Genomic DNA, 22,439 nt, shown 5'->3' on the forward strand with positions numbered 1-22,439 from the left:
TTGAAACAGCATTTGTATCAGCGCTGCATACCTTCGAGCCAACCTGTTGAAATCCAAGAACATTTAAAAACCGGCACAGCTTTCGCTCTCTCCTTCACAACGCTGACTAGGGCCAGCCCACTGAAGAAGGAATTGCCGCCGTGGGAAACATCAACAAAGCCTTTACCTGCCTTCTGCTGATCGGATCTGCAGCCAGCACGTTCCTCAGTTTCAACGTTCAGGCCGAGGGCAATGGCGTGATCGTTCTCAATCGCGACGTACAGCCAATTCCGATCGGACGTAGCGCTCCGGGCAAGGACCCTTACCCGACCACCGTGAATGCCAACCCTTCCGGCCGCATCGACCAGGCAATGACCAGCACCGAACTCAATGACGGTGAATTTGCCAGTGTAGCCAGTGGCTCATCGATCCGCGGCAACATGGCAGTTGGCTCCAACCTGCCAGGCACCAACGTCCTGACCAACCCGAATGGCCTGCCCGGTATGAGCGCCGGCCATGGTGGCGGCGGTGGCGGCACGATCTCCAACACCATCAACCGCTCGCTCAGCAGTGGTCTGGCTCCGCTGACCCGCATGGCCGGAGGCCAATGAGATGAATCGTTCCCTGCTCCTTTTGGCACTGCTTGGCTGCACCAGTGTAATGGCCGACCCAAGCGCCGTGGACAGCGCCAACATTCAGAATTCCGGCGTGCAGTACAACGGTAACTTCAACGTCAACCAGGCCGCCGGCGACCAACAGCAACAAGCAAACGTCAAGTCGATCGCCATTGGCACGTCAGCCAGTGCTACCACCAGCATTCACCAAAAACTCGATACACCGGCCGACCGCTCGATCAATGCGAGCTCCACAATCGGCGGCACCTCATTCAGTAACGGCAACGGCGCACTGGGCGTGAACCAGGGTTCCGGGGCCAACAACCAGATGGCCAACGCCATGCGTATCAGCATCAGTGCTGCACCGCAGAGCGTTGACGATAGCGCCCTTTCCCAACAGAACGTGGCGCTGTTACCGAGCTCAGGAGCAACTGGCACCCCCGGCAGTCGCCAGGTCACGACAAGTGATCAGGCCTTCACCGGCAGTCGCGGGGTTATCCAGGTGAACCAGAGTGCCGGGGTGGGGAACCGAATGGCTAACACCCTGAGCATCCGGGTCGCTGACTGACCCACACAAAGCAGTGCAATTAGAAAGTACCAACACTTAACCAACTAATAAGCACGACGGAGAAACACCATGAAACCTACAATGGCTCTCAAACCACTGGTTTTCGCACTTGCAGCAGTGATGGCAATCGCAGCACAGGCAGGCGGTCGTGATGATCACGGTCATGGTCACGGTCACGGTCCAAAAGGCCCAACTCTGGAAGAACTGCTGCAAATCACCGCCGGTGCAGGCGCTGCGGTCATCGACCAGCAAACCAGTGAAGGCAACGGGGTGCTGAACCAAGGTACCAACAACAATGCCAACGCCACCAACGCTGTCAACGGTGCCAACGGCAACATTGGCATGAACAACGCCGCAGGCGATGGTAACCAGCAAGACAACGCCGCTGCTTTGGCAACTGCTGACGAAAGCTTCATCTTCGGCGCAGCGGTTTCCGCATCCAGCGCCACTCAAATCAACGCCAACAATGGTGTCGCCAACTACTCCAGCACTGCCAGCGCCAGCCTCAACAACGTCGGCAACGGTGGTTCGGGCAACATCGGCGTGAACAACGCTGCTGGCGACTTCAACCAACAGAAAAACAACCTGGCAATCGCTGTATCCGGTGGTCGTGTAGCTAATGCCGCCGCTGCTGCCAACCAAAGCTCCACTGGCCTGGGTGTCTCCAACTACGGCACACAAACCTACAAAAAAGATACCCTCACCGGTACTTTCAACGCAGCAGGTGTGTTCGTCGCCAAAGGCACCGCTACCATCGAAGACAACGATCATGGTCATGGTCACGGCTACGGCAACGACAATCGTGGCCATGGCGACGACAGAGATCAAAAAGCCAAGTTTGAAGCCGTGGGTGTCTTCGGTCTGGCTGGCGTGACCACTCAACAAGTGCTGACCCCAGACGGCTGGAAAAACCCTGTCACCAACACTGCCAGTATGAACAACGTAGGCAACAACTGGTCGGGTAACGGTGGCTTCAACAACGCCGCCGGTGTTGGCAACCAACAAAGCAACTCGCTGTCCATCGCTGCAGGTTGCAAAGCCTGCATGTAATCGCGATCGAAACGAAAGCCCCGGAAACGGGGCTTTTCCTCAGTCCGAAAAGGCGTATCGATCATGCGTAAGACTACCCTCCTCGCTCTGCTTTGCCTGTCTGGCCTGACCCAGGCCGCCCAGATGCCCGTGGCTGCCCTGCCCGGTGGCACCCTCATCTACAAGCACGTGCAAAGCATTCGAGAACGCAAGTTTTCCGACATCGTCGAACAAAAAACCGATTTCAGCTGCGGCGCCGCCGCTCTGGCAACGGTACTACGCCAGGCTTATTGGCTCGACGTCGATGAAGAGCACATCATCAAAGGCATGCTGGTCAATTCCGACCAGGAGCTGGTCCGTACACAGGGCTTCTCCATGCTGGACATGAAGCGCTACATAGAAAGCATCGGAATGCGCGCCAGGGGCTACAAGATCCCGCCGGAAAAACTCGACGCGGTCACTATCCCGGTGGTGGTACTGATGGAAATTCGCGGCTACAAGCATTTCGTGGTGTTGCAGCGGGCGGACAAGGATTGGGTCTACATCGCAGACCCGGTCTTAGGGCACAAACGCTACAACCATGATGACTTTGTCAAAGGTTGGAACGGCATCGTTTTTGCGATCGTCGGCCCCGGATACGACAAGACCAATGCACTACGCAGTCCTCCGGTACCGCTGACCGCCAAGAACAAGCTGGATACTTTCAATCCCGTCAAAGATGCTGAATTGATGGACTTCGGGTTCATACAGAGCGACTTCTTTTAATCGCCGATTATAAAGAGTGGGGCTGGATGTCCCGGGAGCAGCAGATGAAAACCTCATACTGGCTGGCCGCCGCCTGCCTGGCAGCGAGCGCATCAGGCTATGCCAATGCAGGATTCAAACCCATCGAAATCCAGGATCAGGAGCTGGCTCAGCTTCGCGGTCGTTACATCATGCCGGGCCGGATTATCAGCTTCGGTATTGTCATGAGCAGTACCTGGCGCAACGCCAGCGGAGATCTGATCGGGGCTACGTCCTCGATGCAATTGCAGGCGGCAACCGTAAAACCCGAATTCTATGTCTCAACCATCAAGGAAACCGGCAACGGCAGCACCCTGCAAACGGGTACCGGTACAGTCGTTGGTGGCGCGGGACTCAACAGTTCCCAAGGCGTGACCCAAAGCGTTCGCGCCGCCGGTGACGGCAACTCGGCCTATAACAACGTTGCGATCAACGTTTCCGAGGCCAACCAGGCACCGGCACTGGTACCGGCCCAGGGGCAAGCCTTGATGGCCGGACAAACAATCTCCGGCAGCAATGCGGCCGGTAGCGTCGCGGTTTCCGCCACCGGTGGTGGCGTGCAAATGGCCATCCAGGCCGCAGGCAACCAGGGCACCGCCCTGCAACAAGTGGCCCAAGGCGGGCTGCTGCAAAATACGCGTTTGCTGGGTAATTCGAACGTCGTCAACAACCTGACAACGCTTAACGTTGTCCTTAACAATAACGGCATGAGCGCCGGAGCGCTCGATTGCAATCTGAGTCAACTTAGAGCACTACGCAACATCGGATATTGAACTACGCTGAGTCTCGATCATTAGCCTTAAAAAGGGACGGCTTATTCATGTATCGATCAGTATCACTGCGTGCCGCTGTTTGTCTGAGTACTCTTCTCCCCGCGGCGATGCTGCAAGCAGCACCCGATGCGGATGTGGAAACCTTGAAACGGGAGCTTCTGGAGCTTAAGCAACGATACGAAGTGCAACAGAAAGCCCTGGCGGTACTCGAACAACGGGTCCGCCAGGTAGAAGATCAACCGGCTTCACCACCACCCAAGCGTCTGGCCAAGTCGCCAGCGGACATGAAAGGCAATCCCAAAGTGGCCACCGGCACCGGGGCCGCAGCAGCGTCGGGGGGTGCAGCCGGTGGCAGTGGGGCTTCTTACGGGCAGTCACTGGCCGATGACTCGCAACCGGCACAGAGTGTGTCCAACCTGTACGACGAGGCCAGCGGCTTCTTCGGCGGTGGCAAGTTCAGCTTTGAAACCGGTATTACCTATTCGCGTTATGACACGCGCCAGTTGATTCTCAACGGTTTCCTGGCACTGGATTCGATCTTCCTGGGCAATATCAACCTCGACCGGATCAAGGCCGACACCTGGACCCTCGACCTGACGGGCCGCTATAACTTCGACAACCGCTGGCAATTCGACCTGAACGTGCCGGTGGTGTACCGAGAGTCGACTTATCAGTCCGGTGGCGGCAACGGTGGTGCCTCCAACGTCACCACCGAACAGGACGTCAGTCGCGACCCAACCCTTGGCGACGTCAACTTCGGCATCGCCTACAAGTTCCTGGACGAATCGGTCAATTCGCCGGATGCAGTGGTGTCCTTGCGCATCAAAGCCCCTACGGGCAAGGACCCTTTCGGTATCAAACTGCGCAAGACAGACGCCAACAGCAACCTCTTCGTGCCTGACACCCTGCCCACCGGCAACGGCGTCTGGTCGATTACACCGGGCATCTCGCTGGTCAAGACATATGACCCTGCCGTGCTCTTCGGTAGCCTGTCCTACACCCATAACCTGGAGGAGTCATTTGACGACATCAGTTCCACGGTCAACCAGAAAACACCGGGCAAGGTCCGGATCGGCGACAGCTTCCAGATCGGTGCAGGCATAGCCTTCGCACTCAACGAAAAAATGAGTATGTCGTTCTCGGTTTCCGACCTTGTACAACGCCAGAGCAAGCTGAAACAGGACGGCGGGTCCTGGGAATCGGTGGTATCCAGCGATGCCAACGCCGGTTATTTCAACGTCGGCATGACCATCGCGGCCACCGACAACCTGACCATCGTACCCAACCTGTCCATCGGCATGACCGACGATGCCCCGGACTTTTCCTTCAGCCTGAAATTCCCGTACTACTTCTAACCCGCCACACAATGAAAAGGCCCGCTGCGACTTGCATCGCAGCGGGCCTTTTCAGCTTCTTGCCGGAAGAAGCACCGCGCCCTAGCGGATCTGGTGTTTGTGCAGCAAGCGATAGAACGTCGGCCGAGAGACGCCCAGCACTTTAGCGGCCACACTTAGATTGTCGCTGTGCCGGTTAAGCACATCGCATAACGCCTGGCGTTCAGCGCGGGTCTTGTAGTCTTCGAGGGTGCCCATCGGGGTGGCCAGCGACTGCTGACTGATCAGCCCCAGATCACGCGCCTCGATCTGCCGCCCCTCGGCCAGCACCAGTCCGCGACGCACGCGGTTGGCCAGCTCACGGACATTGCCCGGCCAGTCGTGCTTACCCATGGCGATCAGCGCGTCCTCACTGAAGCTGCGAGGGCGACGACCGGTTTCGTGACTGTAGAAATGGGAAAAATGGTTGGCCAGCATTGACAGATCGCCATGACGCTCTCGCAACGGTGCAGTAACGACCTGCAGCACATTCAGCCGGTAGTACAAATCCTCACGGAAGCGCTTTTTCTCGATCGCGGCTTCAAGGTCAACGTGGGTGGCCGCCAACACCCGGACATCCACCGGGATCGGCTGGCTGCCGCCGACGCGTTCGATGTGTTTTTCCTGGAGGAAGCGCAGCAGATTGGCCTGCAGTTCCAGCGGCAGATCACCGATTTCGTCCAGAAACAGGGTGCCGCCGTTGGCCGCCTCGATGCGTCCGACCTTGCGCTGATGGGCGCCGGTGAACGCACCTTTTTCATGGCCGAACAGCTCGGACTGGATCAAATGTTCGGGAATCGCCCCGCAGTTGATGGCCACGAACGGTTTGCTATGGCGCTGCGATTGTCGATGCAGGGTACGGGCGACCAGTTCCTTGCCGGTGCCGCTTTCGCCGCGAATCAATACTGGCGACTCGGTGGGCGCAAGTTTGCTCAACAGCTTGCGCAATTCGCGGATCGGTTTGCTGTCACCCAGCAACTCGTGTTCCGGCTGGTCCACATGGACATTGCCCTGGCCACGCAGGCGCGCCATGCCGAACGCCCGGCCGAGGGTGACCTGGACCCGCGACACGTCGAACGGCAAAGTATGAAAGTCGAAAAACCATTCACAAACGAAGTCGCCAACGTTCTGCAGGCGCAGCACTTCCTGATTAAGAACCGCGATCCATTCCGCGCCACTGCGACTGATCAGTTCTTTGACCGACTCGGGACGCTCCAGATGAAAAGGTTGCAAACGCAACAAGCCGACATCGCAACTTCGGTCGGCAGCATTTTCGAGGCTGCAACTGTCGACATCCCAGCCTGCCGCACGCAAACCGGGCAATAATCGGTGACAGTCGTCGCAGGGGTCGACTACCAACAAACGTCGTAACGCGGACGCTTCGATCATGACTGTTCCTTGGCGCCAAATTATAGGAAATGATTGTAAAAACAGTCATTTGGCAGACCTGGCTGTAACATTAGCAAGAATTTGACGGCGCCTTGTATCGATTGCTTATAGGCGCACAAGTGAAGTAGTTATAAGAACCTGTTTTATTAGTTAGCTATCGACTCGATTCTTTCATCCAGCTTTCAAAAAACGCCATAACAGAGATTGTATGAAAGAAAGTCGAAATTTCTTCAAATCCTGTGTGACCTGTCAGCGGGTTGCGTGCATCAGTACAAGTAACTCGCCGCACGGTAAGCCCAACCGACGGCACATCACTTGATTGGGCACTACAGAGAGAAGAACCCATGACCGCCCCGCTCCGTATCAACGAAGCTCTTTTGATTGCCAACCACGCGTTTAAACCTTTCCAATGCGTGGCCTGGGCCCCACAAGACGGCAATGGCGAACTGAGCCTGACCGTTATCGACCGCACCAATTCGCAGATCGGTCGCACCCGTATTCCAAGCAGCGCCTATTCCGATCCGGCTCAGCTTGAGTTCCTGTTGCAACAGGCTCGCGCAGAACTGAGCGATGAGGGCTATGCACTGCAGTCCTGGTCGATGCCACACTGATCCGAGGGCCATGCGGATGACTTTCAAGTCATCCGCCCTCTTCTTTGAAGTTGCTGAATCCTTTTTAACTTCAGCCACTTTGTACAACTTTCCTCCACACTTTCGCGCCTGAATGCTTGGCAGGCTTGCGACTGGTTCAAAAAGTCATTGTTCTGGCACAGAACGACGCTCCACCTGTTAGTTCTGTCAGTTGTACTTGTGCGTCTACAGGGATTGAATGTTTCGCCATGCAGTTACCGACCCGGCTCCCGGCTGTTGGTCAACTTGCAAGGAGGAGCAGGCATGTCAATCCAGTCCGCTATTGCGCTCCCGGCGCTGGCGAATAACGCCGGACAACTCGACAAGAGATTTGCCAATAACGGCGTGACTCAGGTGTATTTTTCCGGCAGCACGTCCAGCCTGACCCAGCATGTCGCACTTGACCCGCAAGGTCGTATCCTGATCGCCGCCAAGGTCGGCACGCCTCAAGGCAGCCGTTTCGGCCTGGCCCGTCTGCTGGATGATGGCTCCGCGGATCTTGGCTTCGGCTTTCAGGGCAGCGTGATCGGCCAGTTCGCCTCTGGTTTCGAAGCCACGGGCAGCAAGATCCAGGTCTTGCCTGATGGTCGGATCCTGCTGGCAGGCCTGCATTACGAGTCCGTACATCGCACGTTGCCCGCCCTCGCCCTGTTCGATGCGCAGGGCCGACCGGTCCCGGAGTTCGGCGACAACGGCCGGAAAATAGTGCGTTTGCCCGGCGATCTGTCCATGGGCACTCGCGACACCTGGCTGCCACCCGGCGTCCCGGGGGCAGAAGCCTGCGATTTCGCCGTCCAGAATGACGGACATATTCTGTTGATTGCCAACCACCACTGCTCACTGGCCGACCATGTCGGCATGCTGATCCGAGTCACGCCCGCCGGCAATCTCGACCAAACCTTCAACGGTCGAGGCTTTGTGATGGTCCGGCACTTGTTGCTCAACACATGGCTTGGCGGCTTATTGCTGCAAGAAGACGGGCGAATTGTCGTGGCCGGCGCGATCGACTTCCCTCAGGAAGGCCTGCTTGCACGTTACCTGCCGGACGGACAGCTCGATGAACGCTTTGCGCTGGACGGTTTCCTCGCGTTCAAGGCTCAGGGCCACAGCGCGCTGGCTAACCAAGTCATCGAATCCACGGACCGTCTGCATTGTTTTGGCAGTAGTCGGGACCCGATTCGGTGCATGGCACTGACCGTCCACATTAACGGTCGCCCCAACCTGCACTGTAACAATGGTCAACCCAACCTGTTGGACATCGGCCCCAGCGGCTGTCAGTGGAGTGCCGCGCAACGCATGCCGGACGGGCGACTGATCGCTGTTGGCGCGACGATTGGCGGGGTCGAGGCCGATTTCATTGTTGCGCGTTATCTAGCTGACGGTCGTCTCGACCAAGGTTTCGGCGCCGGCCATGGCTGGTTGCGTACGCGACTGGGCCGCAGCCTCGACACCGCCACATCGCTGGCAGTGCAGCCAGAAGGTGGAATTCTGGTCGGCGGCTATTCACTGGATGGCAACTACCGCGCCGTGGTTGCGCGCTATCTGAACCCATGAACAGAAACTTCCTGCACTTGATCTTGCTCAACGCTTACGGCAACTTGCGCGCTTCTTAAAACAAGGAGCAACCGATGTCCGGTTCGTTGGCCCAGGCGTTCGCGCACAATTTTCTCGGGCATTCGCCCCGCTGGTACAAGGCGTGCATCGTCGGGTTCCTGATTCTCAACGCCGTGGTGCTGTGGTCGGCAGGTCCTGTTGCTGCCGGCTGGCTGTTGGTGATCGAGTTCATTTTCACCCTGGCCATGGCGCTCAAATGCTATCCGCTGATGCCCGGCGGTCTGCTGCTGATCGAAGCGCTGCTGTTGAAGATGACCACGCCCCAGGCGCTGTACGAAGAGTTGCAGCACAATTTTCCGGTGATTCTGCTGTTGATGTTCATGGTCGCCGGCATCTACTTCATGAAAGACCTTCTGTTGTTCCTGTTCTCGCGGCTGCTGCTCGGCGTGCGTTCGAAGATGCTGCTGGCGCTGATGTTCTGCTTTTTGTCGGCGTTTCTTTCGGCCTTTCTCGACGCACTGACCGTGACTGCCGTGATCATCAGCGCTGCCGTCGGCTTCTATTCGGTCTATCACCGTGTCGCCTCCGGCAACGATCCGCGTCAGGACAGCGAATTCAGCGACGACCAACACCTGCCCAAGCTGCATCACGAGGATCTGGAACAGTTCCGAGCCTTCCTGCGCAGCCTGCTGATGCACGGCGCGGTCGGCACGGCGCTGGGCGGTGTCTGCACACTGGTCGGCGAACCGCAAAACCTGCTGATCGGTCACGAGATGGGCTGGCACTTCGCCGAGTTTTTCCTCAAGGTTGCACCGGTGTCCCTGCCGGTGCTGGTGGCCGGTCTGTTGACCTGCATGCTGCTGGAAAAGCTGCGTTGGTTCGGCTACGGCACCTTACTGCCGGACAATGTCCGCACGGTACTGGCCGATTACGCCCGTGAAGATGATGCCGAACGCACGCCTCGCCAGCGCGCCGCGCTGCTGGTACAAGGCGCGGCCGCGTTGATCCTGATTGCCGGGCTCGCGTTCCATGTCGCCGAAGTGGGCCTGATCGGTCTGATGGTCATTATCCTGATCACCGCATTTACCGGCATCACCGACGAGCATCGTCTGGGCAGCGCCTTCAAGGACGCCATGCCGTTCACTGCGCTGCTGGTGGTGTTTTTTGCCGTGGTGGCGGTGATCCATGATCAGCAACTGTTCGCGCCGTTGATCCAGTGGGTACTGGCACTGCCTGCCGAGCAGCAACCGGGGATGCTGTTCATCGCCAACGGTCTGTTGTCGGCGATCAGTGACAACGTGTTCGTGGCGACGATCTACATCACCGAAGTGAAACAGGCATTCCTGTCCGGCCACATGAGCCGTGAACACTTCGAGACGCTAGCCATCGCCATCAACACGGGCACCAATCTGCCGAGTGTGGCGACGCCCAATGGTCAGGCTGCGTTTCTGTTTCTGCTGACGTCGGCGATTGCACCGCTGGTGCGGTTGTCCTACGGGCGGATGGTATGGATGGCATTGCCCTACACTGTCGTGATGGGACTGCTCGGCTGGTATGCCGTGAGTTACTGGCTGTAGAAACAACAACGGGAGCCTTTGGGCTCCCGTTTTTTTATGCATCGATCAACGCGGCAAAATGTACTTGCCTATGGCCTGTGCCACACCATCCTCGGTGTTCGGCCCGGTCACCACGTCCGCCTGACGCTTCACGGCGTCTTCTGCCTGGCCCATGGCGATCGACAGGCCAGCAACATGAAACATCGCCGGGTCGTTGCCGCCGTCGCCAATCGCTGCGGTATGCACCAGCGGCACGCCGAGATGCTCGGCCAGAGTGGCCAGTGCGGTGCCCTTGTTGGCCTCCAGCGCCGTCACGTCCAGATACACCGGCTGCGAACGCGAGACCTGCGCCATGCCCTCGACCTTCGGCAGCAAACGTGCCTCCAGCTCGATCAACAGGTCGGTGTTGTTGCTGGTCGCGACGATCTTGTCGATGCGTTCCAGAAAAGGCTCGAAACTGTCGACCACTACCGGCGGATAACCCAGACCATGCTGTTCGCGAGGAACCATAGGCCCATGCGGATCCTTGAGCAGCCAGTCGCCGCCGCTGAACACCCAGATCTCGACCTCCGGCTGATCGGCAAACAACGCCAGCGCCGTGAGTGCCGCAGTGGCTGGCAGATAGTGAGCGACCAGAATGCTGCCGTCCGCATTGACGATTGTGCCGCCGTTGAACGCGGCAGTCGGCAGATCGACGCCCAGGGTTTCGATTTGTTGCAGCATGGCTTTGGGCGGACGCCCGGTGGCGAGACTGAACAGAATGCCTGCTTCGCGCAGCGCTCGGACGGCATCGATGGTGCGCTGGCTCAGGCTGTGATCGGGCAGCAACAGCGTGCCGTCCATGTCGCTCAACAGAAAGCGGATTGGCTCTCTCATCCGAGACCATGCCAGACGCGACCATCGCGAGTCAGCAGATCATCGGCAGCCTGAGGCCCGTCTTCGCCAGCGGCATAAGGCTGAACGCTCGCGTCCTGTTGCCAGGCATCGAGGAACGGCTGCACCGCACGCCAGCCATTCTCGATGTTGTCGGCGCGCTGGAACAGCGTCTGGTCACCAGTCAGGCAGTCGTAGATCAGGGTTTCGTAGCCGGTGGACGGCTGCATTTCAAAGAAATCCTTGTAGGCAAACCCCAGCTCAATGTTGGCCATGTTCAGCGCCGGCCCCGGCCGCTTGGCCAGCAGGTCGAACCACATGCCTTCGTTGGGCTGGATCTGGATGCGCAGGTAGGTCGGCTGCAGTTCGTCGACCTCGGTGTCGCGGAACTGCGCATACGGCGCCGGTTTGAAGCAGATGACGATTTCGGTGTCGCGCACGCTCATGCGCTTGCCGGTACGCAGGTAGAACGGCACGCCGACCCAGCGCCAGTTGTCGATCATCACTTTGAGCGCCACGTAGGTTTCGGTGGTGCTGTCGGGCGATACGTTGGCTTCTTCGCGATAGCCTGCCAGCGGCTTGCCATCGATTTCGCCGGCACTGTACTGACCGCGCACCGAGTTGGCCCGCGCCTCTTCGGTGGTCCATGGACGGATCGCGCCGACCACCTTGGCCTTCTCGCCCCGCACCGCATCGGCGCCGAACGCGGCCGGCGGCTCCATCGCCACCATGGCCAGCAACTGGAACAGGTGATTGGGCACCATGTCCCGCAGGGCGCCGGTGTGTTCGTAGAAACTGCCACGGGTCTCGACGCCGACGGTTTCGGCGGCGGTGATCTGTACGTGGTCGATGTAGTGGTTGTTCCAGAACGCTTCGAACAGGCTGTTGGAGAACCGGCTGACCAGAATGTTCTGTACGGTTTCCTTGCCCAGATAGTGATCGATCCGGTAGATCTGCTTTTCCGACATGACCTTGAGCAGGCAGGCGTTCAACGCCTCGGCGGTCTGCAGGTCGGAGCCGAACGGTTTTTCGATCACTACCCTTCTGAAGGCTTCCGGGGTTTCTTCCAGCAGTTTCGCAGCGCCGAGGCGACGCACCACTTCGCTGAAGAAACGCGGCGCGGTGGCCAGGTAAAACACCGCATTGCCGGTGCCGCTGTCGGCGATTTTCGCCGCCAGCGCAGAATAAGTGCTGTCGTCCAGGAAGTCGCCCTGGACGTAGCTGATACCTTTGGCGAGCTTGGCCCACAAGGCCGGATCAAGCATCTGATCGCCCTTGCCGACCTTCGCGGCCACTTCGGTACGGATGAAGTCTTCGAGCTTTTGGGCGAAGGCTTCATCCGTGATGGCGTTGTGGTCAACGCCAACGATCCGCAGATTTTCGTCAAGCAAGCCGTCGCGACTGAGGTTGTACAGCGCCGGCATCAGCAAGCGCTTGACCAGGTCGCCGTGGGCACCGAACAAAAACAGCGTGGTCGGTGGTGCGGGTTCTGCCTTGGATTTTCTGCGGATCGTATGGGTCATTTCTTCGCAGTCTCTACGTGGCCGCCGAAGCCGAAGCGCTGGGCCGAGAGGATCTTGTCACCGAACGTGCCCTGACCGCGGGAGCGGTAGCGCGAGAACAGCGAGTTGGACAGCACCGGTACCGGCACCTTTTGTTCCATTGCCGCTTCGATGGTCCACTGACCTTCGCCGCTGTCGGCCACGGAGCCGGAGAAGCCGTCGAGTTTCGGGTCGACCGCCAGGGCATCGGCGGTCAGGTCGAGCAGCCACGACGACACCACGCTGCCACGACGCCAGACTTCGGCGATGTCGGCCACGTTCAGGTCGAAACGCTGATCTTCCGGCAGAAGCTCGCTGGACTTTGTCTTGAGGATGTCGAAGCCTTCGGCGAAGGCCGCCATCATGCCGTACTCGATACCGTTGTGAATCATCTTCACGAAGTGACCGGCACCGGCGGGACCGGCGTGGATGTAGCCGTGCTCGGCACGGTGATCATCGGACTTGCGATCCTTGGTGCGCGGGATGTCGCCCATGCCCGGAGCCAGTGCGGCGAACAACGGGTCCAGACGCTTAACGGTCTCGGCATCACCGCCGATCATCATGCAATAGCCGCGCTCCAGGCCCCAGACGCCGCCGGAGGTGCCGACGTCGATGTAGTGCAGGCCCTTCTCGGCCAGGGTCTTGGCCCGGCGGATGTCGTCCTTATAGTTGGTGTTGCCGCCATCGATGATGGTGTCGCCCGCCTCGAGCAGCGTGCTCAAGGTTTCGATGGTGTCTTCGGTCGGCGCGCCGGCCGGCAGCATGACCCACACGGCACGCGGCTTGGCCAGGCCTGCGACCAGCGCAGGCAGATCGGCTACGCCGGTAGAGCCCTCGGCGGCCAGGGTGTCGACAAAGGCGGTATTGCGGTCGTAAACAACGGTGGTGTGACCGTTGAGCATCAGACGCCGTGCAATATTGCCGCCCATGCGGCCCAGTCCAATAATCCCGAGTTGCATGTGCTGATGCTCCTTACTACAAATAAAAGTGTGTCAAAGGTTATAGCCCAACGCTCTCATGGAGGTTAGTCCTGAGCGTCGGTGTGAAGTTTCCGGGCATTGTGCCCGATCCAGACTGATAACGTCGGGAAACGTGGCGAAGACACAACGACCATGAAAAATAAAAAAGTTCCATTCACGAGCAAAAGAAACCAGAATCGGCGCCGATAGCAGATTCAGCGTCCGTTATCGGGAGCGATCTGCAGTTGAGACACGCCATTTGCGAGGTGAGCAATGGGCACAGTACATACAGCAATGCCGCCACAAACCCTGTACGTCACGATCCGCCGCGATGAACTGCGTCAATTGAAAGACGAACGCGACCAGCTTAAACAAGAGCTGGCGCAACTGCGTCTGATGACCCAAGGCGTTGAGCCAAAGCCTCTGCCACGCATCCAGCGCTCACCCCACGCCTGAGCGCCCGCCTGATCGGGAACCGCTGCCCTGCCGTTCCCGACATGATCCGCCCTCTGCCATTTGCGGCAACTAACGAAGTTTTCACATTCGCTTGTTGATACTCCGGCCCATTCTGCCGTGCGCGTCCGCGCGCGGCTTCCGTTCGTCGGTTTCATGCTCCCGAGTTCATGAAACGTCCCGGCGGTGGCAATGGTGACTGAGTTGGAGTGCTGAATGGCATGGTTTAAACGCAGCAAGACTGCTGCGGCAGGTTTTGACTGGGCCGGTTTCATCTGGCTGTTTGTATTCTTCTGGTACTTCTCCGGTATCACTCAACTGCTGATCCAGCTGACCGGCACCTCTGGCTTCACCGGATTCCGTCAAGCGTTCGTGATGAGCGCCGTCTGGCTGGCGCCGATGCTGCTGTTCCCCAAGCGCACCCGTCTGCTTGCCGCCGTGATCGGCGTGGTGTTGTGGGCCTGCTCGATGGCCAGCCTGGGCTACTTCTTCATCTATCAGCAGGAATTCTCCCAGAGCGTCATCTTCATCATGTTCGAGTCGAACGTGTCTGAAGCCGGCGAGTACATCACCCAGTACTTCGCCTGGTGGATGATTCCTGCGTTCCTCGCTCACACCGCGTTCGCCTATTTCCTGTGGACCCGCCTGCGTCCGGTCTACATGCCCCGTGGCCGGGCCTTCGTGGCAGCCATGGCGATCCTGTTCGCGGTGGTCGGTTACCCACTGATCAAGCAGACCCAGCGCACCGGCAGCTTCGCCGGCGGTTTCGAGAAATTTGAAACCCGCATCGAACCGGCCGTGCCATGGCAGATGGCCGTGGCCTACCACCGCTACCTGGAAACCCTGGGCGAGATGCAGGGCATGCTTCACAGCGCGAGCAAGATCCCGCCGCTGCATAACCTCAAGGATGCCGGCGCCAACCAGCCTGCGACCCTGGTGCTGGTGATCGGCGAGTCCACCAACCGCCAGCGCATGAGCCTCTATGGCTATCAGCGCAAGACCACGCCGGAACTGGACAAGCTCAAGGACCAACTCTCGGTCTTCGATAACGTCGTCACCCCGCGCCCGTACACCATCGAAGCCCTGCAGCAGGTGTTGACCTTCGCCGACGAAGAGAACCCGGATCTGTACCTGTCCACGCCGTCGCTGGTCAGCATGATGAAACAGGCCGGCTACAAGACGTTCTGGATCACCAACCAGCAGACCATGACCAAGCGCAACACAATGCTCACGACCTTTTCCGAACAGGCTGACGAGCAGGTGTACCTGAACAACAACCGCAACCAGAACGCCGCGCAGTATGACGGCGACGTGATCGAGCCGTTCAACAAGGCCCTGACCGATCCGGCACCGCGCAAGCTGATTGTCGTGCATCTGCTCGGTACGCACATGAGCTACCAGTACCGTTATCCGCCGAGCTTCGACAAGTTCCAGGACCGCACTGGCGTCCCGGCCGGCGTGCGTGACGATCAGGTGCCGACCTACAACAGCTATGACAACGCGGTGCTGTACAACGACTTCGTGGTCTCGAGCCTGATCAAGGACTACGCCAAGTCCGATCCGAACGGCTTCCTGCTGTACCTCTCCGACCATGGTGAAGACGTGTTCGACTCGGCGGGTCACACCACCCTGGGTCGTAACGAAAACAAACCGACCGCGCCGATGTACACCATTCCGTTCATGGCCTGGGCGTCGCCGAAGTGGCGTGAAAACCACGACTGGAGTTTCGCCGGGGATCTGAGCCGGCCTTACAGCAGCGCGCACCTGATCCACACCTGGGCAGACCTGGCGGGTTTGAGCTTCGATGAACTGGACCGCAGCAAAAGCGTGGTCAGCGACAGCTTCAAACAGCGTCCACTGTTGATCGGCAACCCTTACGAACGTGAACAGCGAGCCTTGATCGACTTCAGCCTGATGAAGCCGAAAAAGCCCGAAGAAGCGCCGAAGGAAGTCGTCAAGCAATAACCAGAAAGGGCCGGAAACGGCCCTTTTTTCATGCCGTCGCAACACCTGGAAATGACAATACATCTCGCTTGATACTAAATCGCACTCCCCCTCTTCGTCTTTGAACCAAAGGAAATTTTCTCTCGAAGACAAGGAGTCGGCTGCGATGTTCGCGCCCATCACCCGTTCCATGACCCTCACCCTGGGCTTGTGCAGTGCTGCATTGAGCCCGGATCTGCTGGCTGAAACCGACGCCGAAAAACAGCCTGAGGCCGTCGCTCCGGCCCTCGAACTGGCCTCCACCAACGTAACCGCCCAAAGCTTGGGCAGTACGACTGAAGACACCGCGTCTTACACCACCGGCGCCATGAGCACGGCGACTCGGTTGAACCTGTCGATCAAGGAAACCCCGCAATCGGTGTCCGTGGTGACCCGCCAGCAAATGGATGACTTCAAGCTCGGCACATTGTCCGAAGCCATGAGCCAGACCACAGGTGTTGTGGTCCAGCATTACGACTCGGACCGGGTCAACTATTCGTCTCGCGGCTACTCGATCAACAACTTCCAGATCGACGGGATGCTCAACACCTTCAGCCGGATGAAGTCCGATTCCGACACGATCATCTACGACCGGATCGAAGTGGTACGCGGCGCCACTGGCCTGACCACCGGCGCAGGTGATCCTTCGGCCACCATCAACATGGTACGCAAGCGCCCCACTGCGCAATTGCAGGCACTGGCCGGGGTCAGCGGCGGCAGTTATGACGATTACTACAGCTACGTGGACGTGGGTGGTCCGCTTGCCTTCGACGGCCGTTTGCGCGGACGCAGTGTGCTGGCGTATCGCGACAGCCAGTCGTTTCGCGACCATTACGCGCTGCAACGGGAAGTCGGTTACGGCATCCTCGAAGGCGACCTGACGGAATCGACCGTGCTCGCGGTCGGCTATGACTATCAGGACAAGCAAGTGCAAGGCAGTTCCTGGGGCACCGTGCCGTACTGGAACGCCGACGGTGGCAAGGCCGGTCTGGGCCGCTCGACCAACATGGCGACGTCGTGGAGCTCGTGGCCGATCAAGGACAAGACGGCCTTCGCCACCCTCGATCAGGCGCTGGCAGGTGGCTGGCACTTGAAAGCGGCGTACACCCATCGCCAGAGCGATACCGACGGCAAGGTCTACTACGGCGGAACCGGTTTTCCCGCGGACGACCGCAGCGGCATGGCGGCCTACATGTCACATATGATCGGCACGCAAAAGATGAAGACTTACGACTTCAACCTGTCGGGGCCCTACGCGCTGTTCGGTCGCGAACACGAAATGATGTTCGGTTATGGCGAAGCCGAGCGCAGCGAGCGCTCCCCGTATACGATTGACGGCCCGGTGCCACCGGGTTACGGACGGATTCGCGACTGGAAATACATGGGCGATATCGCCAAATTCCCCGACACAGTCACAGGCTTGACCGGCTCCACTTCCAGCACCCGCCAGAAAGCCGGATACCTCGCCACTCGCCTGAGCTTCACCGACGACTTGCATGCCGTACTCGGCAGCCGTTACGGCAGTTGGAAGGCGTCGAAAGCCGACAATACATATGACGACAATCGGCAGGTGAGCGCGGTCGATGCCAGCCGCCAGCAACACAACGACATGTGGACGCCGTACGCGGGACTACTCTACGACTTGACGCCTGAGTACACCGTGTATGCAAGCTACACCGACATCTTCAATCCTCAAGATAACCGCGATGCCAATCGCAAATTCCTTGAGCCGGTGGTCGGCAGTAACTATGAAATAGGCCTCAAGGGCAGCCTGCTCGACGAGCGCCTGAACCTGGCCACGGCGGTGTTCTGGAGCAAGCAGGACAACGTCGCCGAGCTCGACGATTCAGTACCACCTGATCCGGTTACCGGTGAGGAGTTCTACAAGAGCGGCGGCAAAGGCAACAAGGTCAACGGTTTCGAAGCCGAAGTCTCGGGCGAAATCCATGACGGCTGGAACATGACCGCCGGGTACACTTACACCCACGCGCTCAACGGCGAGAAAAACCGCACCAATACCAACCAGCCATTGAACATGCTCCGCCTCTCCACCGCTTACCGCTTGCCGGGCGCCTGGAGCGCCCTGACCGTGGGCGGCGCGGTGAACTGGCAGAGTGACGTCTATGGCAACTCCAACCGCCCGGTCGGACGCGGTGCGAATGGCCGGGTCATCACCGAACGGACACGGATCAGTCAGGGCGCTTACTCCGTGGTCAAGCTGATGTCACGCTATGAGTTCGACAAACATCTGTCGGCATCGCTGAACGTCGACAACCTGTTCGACAAGAAGTATTACGACAACGTCGGCTTCTACAACGGCGTGTTCTGGGGCGATCCACGCACGGTGACGCTGAGCCTAGACTGGAAACTCTGACGCCCTTCCCTGCGATCTGCACGCGTAAGCGGCGCGTGCAGCCTTCGTCCCGCCTGGAAACATTCGGTAAACCCTGCACAAAACGCGCGTTAACCCTTGGTTAATGCCCTCGGCGGACACTGCGCCTCGAGGTTCTGATTCATGGATGAACGGCTCCGACTTTTTTCGTAGGAGGCACCATGAAAACCACGACTGCAATCCTTGCCGGTCTACTCGCCATTGCATCCGCCAGCGCTTTCGCCGAGGGCGGTGCCGAGCGGATGCGATATCACTGGGAAAACTTCCCGGTCCACACCGAACAAAGCCAACAGACAGACACGAAAGCCAACGAGCTTCGCGTCCCGGACGACCAGACCGCGCAGGTCACCGAACATTACCGTCCTTGATGTAGACAGGTTTACCGATGGACCTGCGATGGCTCCGCTCTGGCTTCGCAGATGACAGTTGGGCGCCCTTTCGGGCGCCCTTTTTTATGCCTGCAGTTCCTTGATCCAGAACAGCATGCGCCCGTGATTCGGGTCGAACATGCCCGGCGCAAAACCGAATTTGGCGTAGGAACCCTGGGCGACGACGTTGCCCTCGAGTACTTCCAGGGTGATCTTGCAGCAACCGCGCTGAAGGGCGATGTCCTCGACCTTGCGCAGCATTTTCTGGCTCAGCCCCAGGCCTCGGAACTTCGTCACCACCGAAACATCGTGGACGTTGACCAACGGTTTGCAGGCAAAGGTCGAAAACCCTTCAAAGCAGTTCACCAGCCCTGCCGGTTCGCCGCCGACAAAGGCCAGAACGCTGAACGCGTGAGGTCGCTTGGCCAGTTCTGCGGGCAGTTGCTGCAACAGTTCAGGGGCAATCGGATGGCCGCCACCCATCGGGTCTTCGGCGTAATGATTGAGCACCACACCAATGGCCTCGGCATGCACCGGATTGGTATAGCTGGCTTGAAGCACAAGAATTTCTGCGGAATCCATTTCCTTCCTCGATCGCACGGGGCCCCGGCACGTTTAATACGCACTGAAAGGCTGACCGACCTTAGCGCGAGGCAGCCCCCGGCCACAACCCGGCCGTTTCAGTGGCCCCAGATCAGTTCTTCCGTCCAGCCCAGTTCAGCGAAATCCTCGGCCCGCAAGCCGGACTCGCCAACGCAGAAGAACTCATCCAGTTGCGGCGGCTTCACCGGCGTGCCGCTGAGCATGGCGTGGACCTGCCCACGATGGTGGATCTGATGTTCGAACAGATGCGAGATCATCCGCAAACGGCTGTCATGCTGCGGCGTGTCGCGGGCGATGGTGACGATGCGCCCCAGATCGGCATCGCGCAGTTGTTCGCAATAGGCGATCAAGCGGCGATCGACATGGGCCTGTTCGCGGCGCAAGGCCTGCGCCTCGGTGAAGGGTTCGTCTGCATTGAAGAACACGTAGCAATCGGGATGCGGCTCATCACCACGCAACTCGCGCTCCAGCGCATCGACGTAGAACCAGTCGCAGGTGAGGATGTGATTGAGGGTCAGGCGAATACTCGGGAAGAAACTCACCCTGGGCGCCGCCAGTTGCGCATCGTCGAGTTGCAGCCAGGCCTTGGCCAGTCGATGGTTGGCCCAGGCGTTCTGATAGGCCATGGTCAGCAAGTGATGGGACAGTGGCTGAGTCATGTCGCGCCTCCATGTTTCAGGTCTCGGCGAAGCGTTGCAGCTGCATCTCCTGCAAGCGGCTGAGGGTCCGGCGGAACGGGAATTCCAGATAACCCTCGGTGTACAGCGCGTCCATCGGCACATCGGCCTCGATGTACAGCGGCACCTTGCGGTCGTAGCACTCGTCGACCAGCGCGATGAAGCGCCGTACGCCGTCATCGTGCACCGACAGTTGCGGCAACTCGCGATCCCCGGCAACGACACGCTCGGCGCCGTCCTCGGTACCACGGGCGATCCGCCCTTCACGCTTTTGCGCGCTCAGGTTCGGCACCTCGCTCAACAGAATAGCCCGGTAGGTGTCGCACAGCGCGATGAAGTCCATGGCCGCGAACGGTTGCTCGCACAGATCCGCGTAACGGCACCACAACACCGACTCGCTGGCCTTCACCACATTCAAGGCGCGATAACCGACCGGCACCGGTTCGGCGCTGACGCTCTGCCCGGCCGCCAACGCGTCGAACACCCCGGCCAGCGCGCTATCCTGCTCCGGCGCAACCACCCAGTAGCGTTGCTCGAGGGCACCCGGATGCAAACGATGATCCTCGGCGCCGTTCACCGCGACCACCTGCATATGCTGCTTGATCGCCGTGATCGCCGGCAGGAAGCGGTCGCGGTTGAAGCCGTCGGCATACAACTGATCTGGCGGCAGGTTGGAGGTGCAGACCACCACCACGCCTTCATCGAACATCACCTGAAACAACCGGCCGAGGATGATTGCATCACCGATGTCATTGACGAACAACTCGTCGAAACACAGCACCCGCACTTCGGCCGCCAGTTCCCGGGCCAATGCCCGCAATGGATCGGCGATCCCGGTCAACTGAAAGGAACGCTGGTGCACCCAGCCCATGAAGTGATGAAAGTGCTGACGTCGGGCCGGCACCCGCAGGCTTTGATGGAACTGGTCCATCAGCCAGGTCTTGCCGCGCCCGACCGGGCCCCACAGGTAAACGCCGGTGACCGAACGGACACCGGCGTGCAGGGCTTCATGGCATTTTTGCAACGCCCAGACCGCGTGCTCCTGGGCTTCATCCTGGATGAAGCCCTTGTGCTCGACGGCATGTTGCCAGGCGCTTAGGGGAGAGTCGAAAGTCATGCGCGGCAGTATGCCACGATGGCTACACGGAAATATCCAGCCGTGCGATTTTGCCCTGCTCGTTGAGGCGAAAGGTGTAGCGCAGCTCCAGCGGGCTGCCGGGGAACGTCCCGGAGATCAGCCCTTGCACCAGCACTTTGCCGGTGCGCTGCTGGACGCCCAGCACCTCGACCCGCGGCTGATAGCGTCGGGCGGTGTCTTGCATCCAGTCGGCGATGGCTTGCGGGCCGACCTGATGATTGCCTTCATCGAACACGTGGGCATCCTCGGCAAAAAAACTGCCGACCCGGGACGTATCGCGAGCGTTGGCGGCGTTGATGTACTCAACGATGGCCGGGGCGAGTATCGAGGTGGGATGGAACATGGTTGCAGCTCCTTGTTTTCGGGTTCTGCCGCCATCCTAGAACAGCCCTGCGTCAGTTTTTGTCAGGAGTGAAACGCCCGCTTTCGTCCAGTTGCATCTGCTGCTGCCAGGTGCGCAGCAGGTCACTGCGACGTCCCGGATAACGCTCGCCCTGCAGACTGGCAGCGGAAATCCGGTCGGTTCTGAACGTGCGATACGCGCTGCGCAATTCGCACCACGCGACAATGATCCGCACCTCGTTGAGAAACCCCAGCGCCAAGGGCCAGATCAACCGCTGGCTCGGCACTTGTTGTGCATCGGCATAATCGATGTGCAGCTTGGCCTGATCGCGGATCGCCTGACGGAAAACATTCAATGGCACCGCGTTCTGCGGAAAGCCGTAACCGTGCGGCCCGGGCATGACCGTCGGATTGCGCATTGCCTCCTGGGCCTGTGGATCCAGCACCGCCGCGATTTTCGCCAAGGCGTCGGCTGCGGCCTTGCTCAGGACCTCGTCGCCACGCTGATCGACATAGCGCAGGCCCAGCACGATGGCTTCGGTCTCGTCGGCGTTGAGCATCAAGGGCGGCAGAAAAAGCCCGCTGCGCAACACATAACCAATGCCCGCCTCACCATGAATCGGCGCGCCGAGCGCGGTCAGTTCGGCGATGTCGCGATAGAGGGTGCGTTCGGAGATTTCCAGCTCGGACGCCAGCGTCGCCGCGGTGACCGGGCGTTTCTTGCCGCGCAGCACTTGCAGCAAGGTCAGTAGACGAGTGGTGCGCGACACGGTGTGAAGCTCCGGGCAGAAATTTGCCGGAGCTTAGCAGAGCCTGGTGTCAGAATTTGTCAGGAGCCTTCGACGACCGAAAGCTCCCGATGA

22 protein-coding genes are annotated in these 22,439 nt (G+C 59.4%); 13 read left to right on the top strand and 9 right to left on the bottom strand.

Translation table 11 applies throughout. From position 1 onward, the window contains the following. Nucleotides 1–140: 140 nt before the first annotated feature. The 6 genes from NH234_RS16115 (at nucleotide 141) to NH234_RS16140 (ending at nucleotide 5,101) form a co-directional block, all read left to right on the top strand. Nucleotides 141–590 carry a hypothetical protein gene (locus tag NH234_RS16115; protein ID WP_367253367.1) on the top strand — a complete coding sequence of 150 codons (450 nt, stop codon included), beginning with the start codon at nucleotides 141–143 and terminating at the stop codon, nucleotides 588–590. Nucleotide 591: 1 nt separating this feature from the next. After that, a complete protein-coding gene (locus tag NH234_RS16120) occupies nucleotides 592–1,161 on the top strand; it encodes an adhesin (protein WP_085731081.1) in 570 nt (189 codons plus the stop codon). A gap of 69 nt (nucleotides 1,162–1,230) precedes the next feature. Then, the gene (locus NH234_RS16125; protein ID WP_085731082.1) at nucleotides 1,231–2,211 is read left to right on the top strand and encodes a heme utilization protein; all 981 of its coding nucleotides are present in this window, start codon (nucleotides 1,231–1,233) and stop codon (nucleotides 2,209–2,211) included. 63 nt (nucleotides 2,212–2,274) lie between these two features. Then, entirely contained in the window at nucleotides 2,275–2,955 is a 681-nt protein-coding gene (locus NH234_RS16130) for a C39 family peptidase (RefSeq protein ID WP_085731083.1), read from the top strand. Between the two features lie 44 nt (nucleotides 2,956–2,999). Then, nucleotides 3,000–3,746 (top strand): hypothetical protein, encoded by a 747-nt coding sequence (locus tag NH234_RS16135; RefSeq protein ID WP_085731271.1) that lies wholly within the window; start codon nucleotides 3,000–3,002, stop codon nucleotides 3,744–3,746. 47 nt (nucleotides 3,747–3,793) lie between these two features. Then, on the top strand, nucleotides 3,794–5,101 hold the full coding sequence (locus NH234_RS16140) for a hypothetical protein (RefSeq protein WP_085731084.1): 1,308 nt from the start codon (nucleotides 3,794–3,796) through the stop codon (nucleotides 5,099–5,101). Between the two features lie 81 nt (nucleotides 5,102–5,182). Here the strand turns inward: NH234_RS16140 and NH234_RS16145 are convergent, their stop codons facing one another. Continuing rightward, the gene (locus NH234_RS16145) at nucleotides 5,183–6,508 is read right to left on the bottom strand and encodes a sigma-54 dependent transcriptional regulator (protein WP_085731085.1); all 1,326 of its coding nucleotides are present in this window, start codon (nucleotides 6,506–6,508) and stop codon (nucleotides 5,183–5,185) included. 344 nt (nucleotides 6,509–6,852) lie between these two features. Here NH234_RS16145 and NH234_RS16150 point away from each other — a divergent pair, with 344 nt between their 5' ends. The 3 genes from NH234_RS16150 to nhaB all read left to right on the top strand — a co-directional run bounded on the left by NH234_RS16150 (nucleotide 6,853) and on the right by nhaB (nucleotide 10,268). Next, nucleotides 6,853–7,119, top strand: coding sequence for a hypothetical protein (locus NH234_RS16150; RefSeq protein ID WP_085731086.1), 267 nt, complete (start codon nucleotides 6,853–6,855; stop codon nucleotides 7,117–7,119). A 282-nt stretch (nucleotides 7,120–7,401) separates the two neighbouring features. Next, nucleotides 7,402–8,691, top strand: coding sequence for a hypothetical protein (locus NH234_RS16155; protein WP_085731087.1), 1,290 nt, complete (start codon nucleotides 7,402–7,404; stop codon nucleotides 8,689–8,691). A 74-nt stretch (nucleotides 8,692–8,765) separates the two neighbouring features. Beyond that, complete coding sequence (nhaB, locus tag NH234_RS16160) at nucleotides 8,766–10,268, top strand: sodium/proton antiporter NhaB (protein WP_367253368.1); 1,503 nt, start codon at nucleotides 8,766–8,768, stop codon at nucleotides 10,266–10,268. 45 nt (nucleotides 10,269–10,313) lie between these two features. On the opposite strand, the gene NH234_RS16165 is transcribed toward nhaB, so the two are convergent. The 3 genes from NH234_RS16165 to gnd are packed head-to-tail and all read right to left on the bottom strand — an operon-like array spanning nucleotide 10,314 to nucleotide 13,620. Beyond that, a complete protein-coding gene (locus tag NH234_RS16165; protein ID WP_367253369.1) occupies nucleotides 10,314–11,123 on the bottom strand; it encodes an HAD family hydrolase in 810 nt (269 codons plus the stop codon). Beyond that, the gene (gene zwf / locus NH234_RS16170; RefSeq protein WP_085731090.1) at nucleotides 11,120–12,643 is read right to left on the bottom strand and encodes a glucose-6-phosphate dehydrogenase; all 1,524 of its coding nucleotides are present in this window, start codon (nucleotides 12,641–12,643) and stop codon (nucleotides 11,120–11,122) included. The genes NH234_RS16165 and zwf overlap by 4 nt, the downstream gene beginning before the upstream one ends. After that, on the bottom strand, nucleotides 12,640–13,620 hold the full coding sequence (gene gnd / locus NH234_RS16175; RefSeq protein WP_085708172.1) for a phosphogluconate dehydrogenase (NAD(+)-dependent, decarboxylating): 981 nt from the start codon (nucleotides 13,618–13,620) through the stop codon (nucleotides 12,640–12,642). The genes zwf and gnd overlap by 4 nt, the downstream gene beginning before the upstream one ends. Nucleotides 13,621–13,893: 273 nt before the next feature. Here gnd and NH234_RS16180 point away from each other — a divergent pair, with 273 nt between their 5' ends. From NH234_RS16180 to NH234_RS16195, 4 genes are all read left to right on the top strand, one after another. Beyond that, nucleotides 13,894–14,076, top strand: a complete 183-nt coding sequence (locus NH234_RS16180; RefSeq protein WP_367253370.1) for a DUF6026 family protein — start codon at nucleotides 13,894–13,896, stop codon at nucleotides 14,074–14,076. Between the two features lie 213 nt (nucleotides 14,077–14,289). Continuing rightward, nucleotides 14,290–16,038, top strand: a complete 1,749-nt coding sequence (locus NH234_RS16185; RefSeq protein WP_085731091.1) for a phosphoethanolamine transferase CptA — start codon at nucleotides 14,290–14,292, stop codon at nucleotides 16,036–16,038. A 145-nt stretch (nucleotides 16,039–16,183) separates the two neighbouring features. Further along, complete coding sequence (locus NH234_RS16190) at nucleotides 16,184–18,430, top strand: TonB-dependent siderophore receptor (RefSeq protein ID WP_367253371.1); 2,247 nt, start codon at nucleotides 16,184–16,186, stop codon at nucleotides 18,428–18,430. Nucleotides 18,431–18,609: 179 nt separating this feature from the next. After that, nucleotides 18,610–18,816 (top strand): hypothetical protein, encoded by a 207-nt coding sequence (locus NH234_RS16195; protein ID WP_085731093.1) that lies wholly within the window; start codon nucleotides 18,610–18,612, stop codon nucleotides 18,814–18,816. Nucleotides 18,817–18,900: 84 nt separating this feature from the next. Here the strand turns inward: NH234_RS16195 and NH234_RS16200 are convergent, their stop codons facing one another. From NH234_RS16200 to NH234_RS16220, 5 genes are all read right to left on the bottom strand, one after another. After that, a complete protein-coding gene (locus NH234_RS16200) occupies nucleotides 18,901–19,398 on the bottom strand; it encodes a GNAT family N-acetyltransferase (RefSeq protein ID WP_085731094.1) in 498 nt (165 codons plus the stop codon). A 98-nt stretch (nucleotides 19,399–19,496) separates the two neighbouring features. After that, nucleotides 19,497–20,078 carry a DinB family protein gene (locus tag NH234_RS16205; protein ID WP_085731095.1) on the bottom strand — a complete coding sequence of 194 codons (582 nt, stop codon included), beginning with the start codon at nucleotides 20,076–20,078 and terminating at the stop codon, nucleotides 19,497–19,499. Nucleotides 20,079–20,094: 16 nt separating this feature from the next. Beyond that, a complete protein-coding gene (zapE, locus tag NH234_RS16210; RefSeq protein ID WP_367253372.1) occupies nucleotides 20,095–21,213 on the bottom strand; it encodes a cell division protein ZapE in 1,119 nt (372 codons plus the stop codon). Between the two features lie 22 nt (nucleotides 21,214–21,235). Then, nucleotides 21,236–21,577 (bottom strand): nuclear transport factor 2 family protein, encoded by a 342-nt coding sequence (locus NH234_RS16215; protein WP_085731097.1) that lies wholly within the window; start codon nucleotides 21,575–21,577, stop codon nucleotides 21,236–21,238. 52 nt (nucleotides 21,578–21,629) lie between these two features. Then, entirely contained in the window at nucleotides 21,630–22,346 is a 717-nt protein-coding gene (locus NH234_RS16220; protein ID WP_367253373.1) for a helix-turn-helix transcriptional regulator, read from the bottom strand. Nucleotides 22,347–22,439 lie beyond the last annotated feature (93 nt).

Origin of the sequence: Pseudomonas sp. stari2 (assembly GCF_040760005.1) — a bacterium.
Classification (GTDB): domain Bacteria; phylum Pseudomonadota; class Gammaproteobacteria; order Pseudomonadales; family Pseudomonadaceae; genus Aquipseudomonas.

Bases quoted from the DNA above. Each gene is read 5' to 3' on its own strand.
- NH234_RS16205 (WP_085731095.1), bottom strand. From the start codon at position 20,078: ATGACTCAGCCACTGTCCCATCACTTGCTGACCATGGCCTATCAGAAC.
- NH234_RS16190 (WP_367253371.1), top strand. From the start codon at position 16,184: ATGTTCGCGCCCATCACCCGTTCCATGACCCTCACCCTGGGCTTGTGC.
- NH234_RS16180 (WP_367253370.1), top strand. From the start codon at position 13,894: ATGGGCACAGTACATACAGCAATGCCGCCACAAACCCTGTACGTCACG.
- NH234_RS16185 (WP_085731091.1), top strand. From the start codon at position 14,290: ATGGCATGGTTTAAACGCAGCAAGACTGCTGCGGCAGGTTTTGACTGG.
- NH234_RS16165 (WP_367253369.1), bottom strand. From the start codon at position 11,123: ATGAGAGAGCCAATCCGCTTTCTGTTGAGCGACATGGACGGCACGCTG.
- zwf (WP_085731090.1), bottom strand. From the start codon at position 12,643: ATGACCCATACGATCCGCAGAAAATCCAAGGCAGAACCCGCACCACCG.
- NH234_RS16215 (WP_085731097.1), bottom strand. From the start codon at position 21,577: ATGTTCCATCCCACCTCGATACTCGCCCCGGCCATCGTTGAGTACATC.
- NH234_RS16150 (WP_085731086.1), top strand. From the start codon at position 6,853: ATGACCGCCCCGCTCCGTATCAACGAAGCTCTTTTGATTGCCAACCAC.
- NH234_RS16195 (WP_085731093.1), top strand. From the start codon at position 18,610: ATGAAAACCACGACTGCAATCCTTGCCGGTCTACTCGCCATTGCATCC.
- gnd (WP_085708172.1), bottom strand. From the start codon at position 13,620: ATGCAACTCGGGATTATTGGACTGGGCCGCATGGGCGGCAATATTGCA.
- zapE (WP_367253372.1), bottom strand. From the start codon at position 21,213: ATGACTTTCGACTCTCCCCTAAGCGCCTGGCAACATGCCGTCGAGCAC.
- NH234_RS16145 (WP_085731085.1), bottom strand. From the start codon at position 6,508: ATGATCGAAGCGTCCGCGTTACGACGTTTGTTGGTAGTCGACCCCTGC.
- NH234_RS16125 (WP_085731082.1), top strand. From the start codon at position 1,231: ATGAAACCTACAATGGCTCTCAAACCACTGGTTTTCGCACTTGCAGCA.
- NH234_RS16200 (WP_085731094.1), bottom strand. From the start codon at position 19,398: ATGGATTCCGCAGAAATTCTTGTGCTTCAAGCCAGCTATACCAATCCG.
- nhaB (WP_367253368.1), top strand. From the start codon at position 8,766: ATGTCCGGTTCGTTGGCCCAGGCGTTCGCGCACAATTTTCTCGGGCAT.
- NH234_RS16130 (WP_085731083.1), top strand. From the start codon at position 2,275: ATGCGTAAGACTACCCTCCTCGCTCTGCTTTGCCTGTCTGGCCTGACC.
- NH234_RS16135 (WP_085731271.1), top strand. From the start codon at position 3,000: ATGAAAACCTCATACTGGCTGGCCGCCGCCTGCCTGGCAGCGAGCGCA.
- NH234_RS16140 (WP_085731084.1), top strand. From the start codon at position 3,794: ATGTATCGATCAGTATCACTGCGTGCCGCTGTTTGTCTGAGTACTCTT.
- NH234_RS16155 (WP_085731087.1), top strand. From the start codon at position 7,402: ATGTCAATCCAGTCCGCTATTGCGCTCCCGGCGCTGGCGAATAACGCC.
- NH234_RS16120 (WP_085731081.1), top strand. From the start codon at position 592: ATGAATCGTTCCCTGCTCCTTTTGGCACTGCTTGGCTGCACCAGTGTA.